The sequence below is a fragment of the Frankia sp. AiPs1 genome, assembly GCF_023716945.1.
Classification (GTDB): Bacteria; Actinomycetota; Actinomycetes; order Frankiales; family Frankiaceae; genus Frankia.
This window is the reverse complement of record NZ_JAMQQF010000475.1, coordinates 1-4,738: the sequence shown is the minus strand read 5'-3', so window position 1 is coordinate 4,738 and position 4,738 is coordinate 1. Positions and strand designations below refer to the sequence as shown.

The 4,738-nt window shown below is 74.5% G+C and carries 4 protein-coding genes and 1 pseudogene; 2 read left to right on the top strand and 3 right to left on the bottom strand.

The window, feature by feature from the left end; all coding sequences use genetic code 11:
• A pseudogene (locus tag ND748_RS25560) lies at positions 1–982 on the bottom strand (ATPase); the annotation flags it as partial.
• A 566-nt stretch (positions 983–1,548) separates the two neighbouring features.
• Complete coding sequence (locus tag ND748_RS34245; protein WP_285902689.1) at positions 1,549–1,674, bottom strand: hypothetical protein; 126 nt, start codon at positions 1,672–1,674, stop codon at positions 1,549–1,551.
• 318 nt (positions 1,675–1,992) lie between these two features.
• Here ND748_RS34245 and ND748_RS25555 point away from each other — a divergent pair, with 318 nt between their 5' ends.
• A complete protein-coding gene (locus tag ND748_RS25555; protein WP_251748618.1) occupies positions 1,993–2,754 on the top strand; it encodes a L,D-transpeptidase family protein in 762 nt (253 codons plus the stop codon).
• 80 nt (positions 2,755–2,834) lie between these two features.
• On the opposite strand, the gene gnd is transcribed toward ND748_RS25555, so the two are convergent.
• Positions 2,835–3,860 carry a phosphogluconate dehydrogenase (NAD(+)-dependent, decarboxylating) gene (gene gnd, locus ND748_RS25550; protein WP_251748617.1) on the bottom strand — a complete coding sequence of 342 codons (1,026 nt, stop codon included), beginning with the start codon at positions 3,858–3,860 and terminating at the stop codon, positions 2,835–2,837.
• Positions 3,861–4,170: 310 nt separating this feature from the next.
• Between gnd and ND748_RS25545 the strand changes: the two genes are divergently transcribed.
• A partial coding sequence (locus ND748_RS25545) for an FAD-dependent oxidoreductase (protein WP_251748615.1) occupies positions 4,171–4,738 on the top strand: 568 nt, incomplete at its 3' end.

Below are 4,738 nucleotides of genomic sequence, written 5' to 3'. Positions count from 1 at the left end.
CCCGGGCGCCGGCGAACGACGTCGCGGGGCCCAACGGGCGCAAGGTGTAAGGCAGCTCGTCGAGATCGCTGGAGCTGCAGAGCAGCGCCGCCAGGGAGAACGCGCCGGCCCTGCTCGCCCCGCCGACGAGGATCTCGACGTCCCACATCCCACTGGCCGCGGCGCGGCCGAGCTCCCGGTGACGGCGCTCGGCCCGTTCCAGCTCGAGCCGGGCGTCCTGGTCGTGCTCGCGCAGCCGCAGCGCCGGGATGCTGCGGGCGAGGGCGTCGCGTTCCTCGGCGAGGCGGTGCGGCGCAACCGGCCAGGCCAGCACCAACCAGGCGAACGGGCCGACGAGGTGGGCGGCGTAGTCGTCGAACGCGCCGCGCCGCGCGCCGGCCGGGGGCTGGTTGCCGCCCTCCCCGCCCGGCCCGGGCGCCCACAGCGCGTCCGGGCTGCCGCCGCAGCGCAGCCAGTACGGGAAACGGGCGAGGTCGTCGAGAACGGCGCCGGATGCCAGCGCGACGGCCGTCGACCCTGGCGGGTAGAGCAGCGGGGCCGGTCCGGCCGCCCGCGGCGTCGACCCGGGCCGGGGATGGCCGAGCTGGGGATGGCCGGATTGGGGGTGGCCGGGTCGGGGCGGCCCGGGAAACGGCGGGAGCGCTGGCAGCCCCCCGCCCTCGGAATCCGGCCACCCGCCGGTCTGTGGCCGGGGGGCGGCCGCGGCCTCGGCCGCGGGGATGGTGCCCGAGGGAAAGCGGATGGTGCCCGGGGGAAAGTAGGGCCGGCCGCCGGCGAGGAAGCGGATGTGGGACTCGCCCGGCCCGCGCAGCCAGGCGACGGCGATGCCCGGCCCGGCCGGGCCGGCGTCGAGCGAAGTCAGCTCTGCGTGCGCACCCACGAGCGCGGCGAACAGCGCGGGCGGGACGGGATCGGGACGGTCGGTCCCCTCCGGGCGCCGCGGGGTGGCCAGGATGCGGTGGAACTGGAAGCCGTCGAGCACGGTCGTCGGGCCTGATTCGGTGGGGGCCCGAGCGGTGGCGGGCCGGGTTGGTGGCAGCCGATTGCAGTGCGGTGAGCAGTGCGGTGAGCGCATTGCGGTGCGGTGTGCACGCTTTGTCGCCACGGATTGAACAGAACGTACCGCAATCGACTCTGCGCCTCGTGGGTGTCGGCGCTGCGCGTAATGGCGACAAGGGCGCTGGCGCGGGGGTGCCGGCGCTGCGCGTGCTGGCGACAGGGGGGTTGCTGGCGACGGGGGCCTGGCGACGGGGTGCTGGCGTTGCGTGTGCGGTTACGGGGGTGCCGGTGACGGGGGTGCCGGTGACGGGCGTAGTCCGGTCGGGCGTGATCCGAGCCTCGTCGTGGCCGCGGGAGCGGAGGCCGGGCCGGGGTCGGCCGCTGACCGTGCGTTGATCCTCGCCGGACCGCTGCTGGCCCCGAGGCCGCTGACCTGCCGGCGGGCCGTTGAGTAACCGACCCGCGACGAGAATCCATCACCCTGTGCGTGGCAACAAATCCGGATCGTGTCGAACGGTGGGTCGTTCTGGTGCTCCGGGTGCGTTCCGGTCAGGTTCGGGGCGTGCCGGGTGGTGAGGTGATGAGGAACAGGTCCTGGTTGACGGTGATCCGTCCGGTGAGACATTCCCGGATGTCACCCAACGTTCGGGTGTTGTGGCCGGATGGAGCGGGCATCGCACAGGGGTACCCCAACGAAGCGCGGGAGGCGATCCGTATCGTCGTAACCGGTGCGCCGTGGTCGCACCCCGGTGGCGTGGGCGCGGTCGCCGCCGGGAGCGTCGGCACTCGACAGAGCGACGCCGTCCCGCCCGCGGCGTCGTCCCAGAAGCCGGAGACATGGCCGATCACCGCAGCAGACCTCACCGGATCCGGTCGCGCGCAGGCGGCGCGCCGGACCAGCCGGTTGGTGTCGCGGCCCCGGGGGACCGGGTCCGGCCCGGTGCGGGTTCCGCGCGGGGCCGGTCGGTTGCCGTCGGTGTCGCGGCCGCGGGCGTGACTCTGGTCGTGGGCGCCGCGAGCGCCGTCCACTTCAGCGGTCCCGGGTCGGAGCGGGACCCGAGGCCGTCGATCGCCGCCTCGGCGGGGTCGGCTCCGGCGGGCGCCGAGCCGGTGCGGCCGAACCGGCTCGAGGGCGCGGACGGCGCGGCCGGAGCCGCGGGCGCCGTCCCCGGCGTCGGGGCGGTGATGTCGGCGAAGATCCCCCGGGACGCTCTCCAGGTGATCGTCGCGAGTGGCGCCGACCGGGAGGCGAACACCAACAACGTGACGCTCTGGCAGCGCGCCGACCCGGACGCGCCCTGGGAGCCGTTCGGTGCCCCGCTGACCGGGCGTAACGGCGCCAACGGGTGGACGTTCGCCCACCACGAGGGCGACCTGCGCAGTCCGATCGGGGTGTTCAGCCTGACGGCAGCGGGCGGCAAGCTGCCGGACCCGGGCACCGGGCTGCCCTACGAGTACCGCCCGGCGTTCTACCGGACGGCGGCGCCGCAGGGCCAGCCGATGGCCGACGCGTTCAACTACGTCGTCGCCATCGACTACAACCGGCTGCCCGGGCGTCCCCCGTCGGACCCGACCCGGCCGCTGGGCGACCAGGTCGGCGGCGACATCTGGCTGCACGTCGACCACCAGTCGCCGACCCGGGGCTGCGTCGCCGTCGAGCAGGACGCGTTGACGGCCATCCTGCGCTGGCTGAAGCCGACCGCCCATCCCATGATCGTCATGGGTGACGTGGGCGATCTCGGCGCCGACACCTGATCTGGCCGGGCGCCGGTCCTGGCCGGCCCCAGCGTTGGCGGGCCGGCCCCCGTGTTGGCCGGCCTCAGCCCTACCTGGCCTCAGCTGGTCTTCGGGGCGTGCTGCTCCGAGTGGCCGCCGAACTGCTTGCGCATTGCGGAGAGCAGCTTGTCCGCGAACAGGCTCTCGCCACGGGAGCTGAACCGCTCGTACAGGGAGGCGGTCAGGACGTGCGCGGGCACGCCCTCCTCCACGGCGGCGAGCACCGTCCAGCGGCCCTCACCCGAGTCGGAGACCCGGCCGCTGAACTCGGCGAGTTCGGGATCCTCCTGCAGGGCGGCGGCGGTGAGGTCGAGCAGCCAGGAACTGACGACGCTGCCGCGGCGCCAGACCTCCGCGATCGCGGCGGTGTCGAAGTCGTACTGGTAGAACTGCGGGTCGCCCAGCGGGGCCGTCTCGGCGTTGTGCTCCAGCGCCTCCCGGCCGATGTTCGCCTTGTCGAGGATGGCGAGTCCCTCGGCGAACGCGGCCATCATGCCGTACTCGATGCCGTTGTGGACCATCTTGACGAAGTGTCCGGCGCCGTTCGGCCCGCAGTACAGGTAGCCCTTCTCGGCCTGCACCGGCTCGCCGACGCGGCCTGGGGTGCGGGGGATGGCGCCGACGCCGGGGGCGATCGTGTCGAACAGCGGCTCCAGCCGGGCCACGGTCGCCGGCTCGCCGCCGATCATCAGGCAGTAGCCGCGCTCCAGGCCGAAAACGCCGCCAGAGGTGCCGACGTCGACGTAGTGGATGCCCTTGGGGGCGAGTTCGGACGCCTTGTGGATGTCGTCGCGGTAGTACGAGTTGCCGCCGTCGATGATGACGTCGTCCGGCGCGAAGTGCTCGGCGACCGCGTCGACGGTCTGCCCGGTCAACCCGGCCGGCACCATGATCCAGGCGGTCCGCGGCGGACGCAGCGCCGCGGCGAACTCGGCGAGCGTCCCTGCCCCCGTGGCACCCTCGGCCTCCAGGGCCTTGATGGCCTCGGCGTTCACGTCGTAGACCACGCACTCGTGGCCGTCGCGGATCAGCCGGCGAACCAGGTTGGCGCCCATCCGGCCGAGGCCGACCATCCCGAGCTGCATCTTGTCTCCCCGCTCGTTTCGTCACGGCGGCCCGGTGCGGGTGGGTACGCGCGCACCGGGCCCTGCTTCGCGCTCCGACGCCATTGTTCCCTTGACACCCCGCGCCTCCCGGTCACGGGCGGCGCGCCGTCCGTTCGGGCCGGGTGCTTCTCGTCACCGTCGGCGCGCGTACGGTACGAGCGAGCCGTCCCCCGCCATGCTGCCGGCGGCAGATGACGGTTCGGGGTCGAGGGGATAGCGGGCCCCTTACCACCGCCCGGCCAGCCCCCGGCTGCGGTGATCCTGGCGGCGGCGGTGGGGAGGCACGGGCATGGGCCCGGACACACAGACGCAGGACGCGCAGGTGGATGTGGTGGATGTGATCGTGCTCGGCGCGGGTCCCGCCGGGGAGAACGTCGCGGGCCGGTGCGCTGACGCGGGGCTCGCCGTGACGATCGTCGAACGGGAGCTCGTCGGCGGCGAGTGCAGCTACTGGGGCTGCATCCCCAGCAAGACCCTCATCCGGCCGGGGGAGGTGCTGGCCGCGGCGCGGCGGGTGCCCGGCGCCGCGGCGGCGGTCACCGGCGCGCTGGACCCCGCGGCGGCGTTCGCCCGGCGTGACCAGTTGGTCGGCGGCTTCTCGGACGACTCCCAGGTGCCGTGGCTCACCGACAAGGGCGTGACGCTCGTTCGTGGCACCGGCCGGCTGACCGGCCGGCCGCGCCAGGTCGAGGTCACCGCCGCCGACGGCGGCCGCCAGGTGCTGAGCGCGACGCGGGCGGTGGTCGTGGCCACCGGCAGCCGGGCGACGGTTCCGCCGATCCCGGGCCTGGCCGACGCCGAGCCCTGGGACAACCGCGCGGCGACCGCCGCCCGTTCGGTGCCGCGTCGCCTCGTGG

Excerpts from the sequence above, each read along its gene's own strand:
- ND748_RS34245 (WP_285902689.1), bottom strand. The coding sequence starts at position 1,674 with ATGCCCGCTCCATCCGGCCACAACACCCGAACGTTGGGTGACATCCGG.
- gnd (WP_251748617.1), bottom strand. The coding sequence starts at position 3,860 with ATGCAGCTCGGGATGGTCGGCCTCGGCCGGATGGGCGCCAACCTGGTT.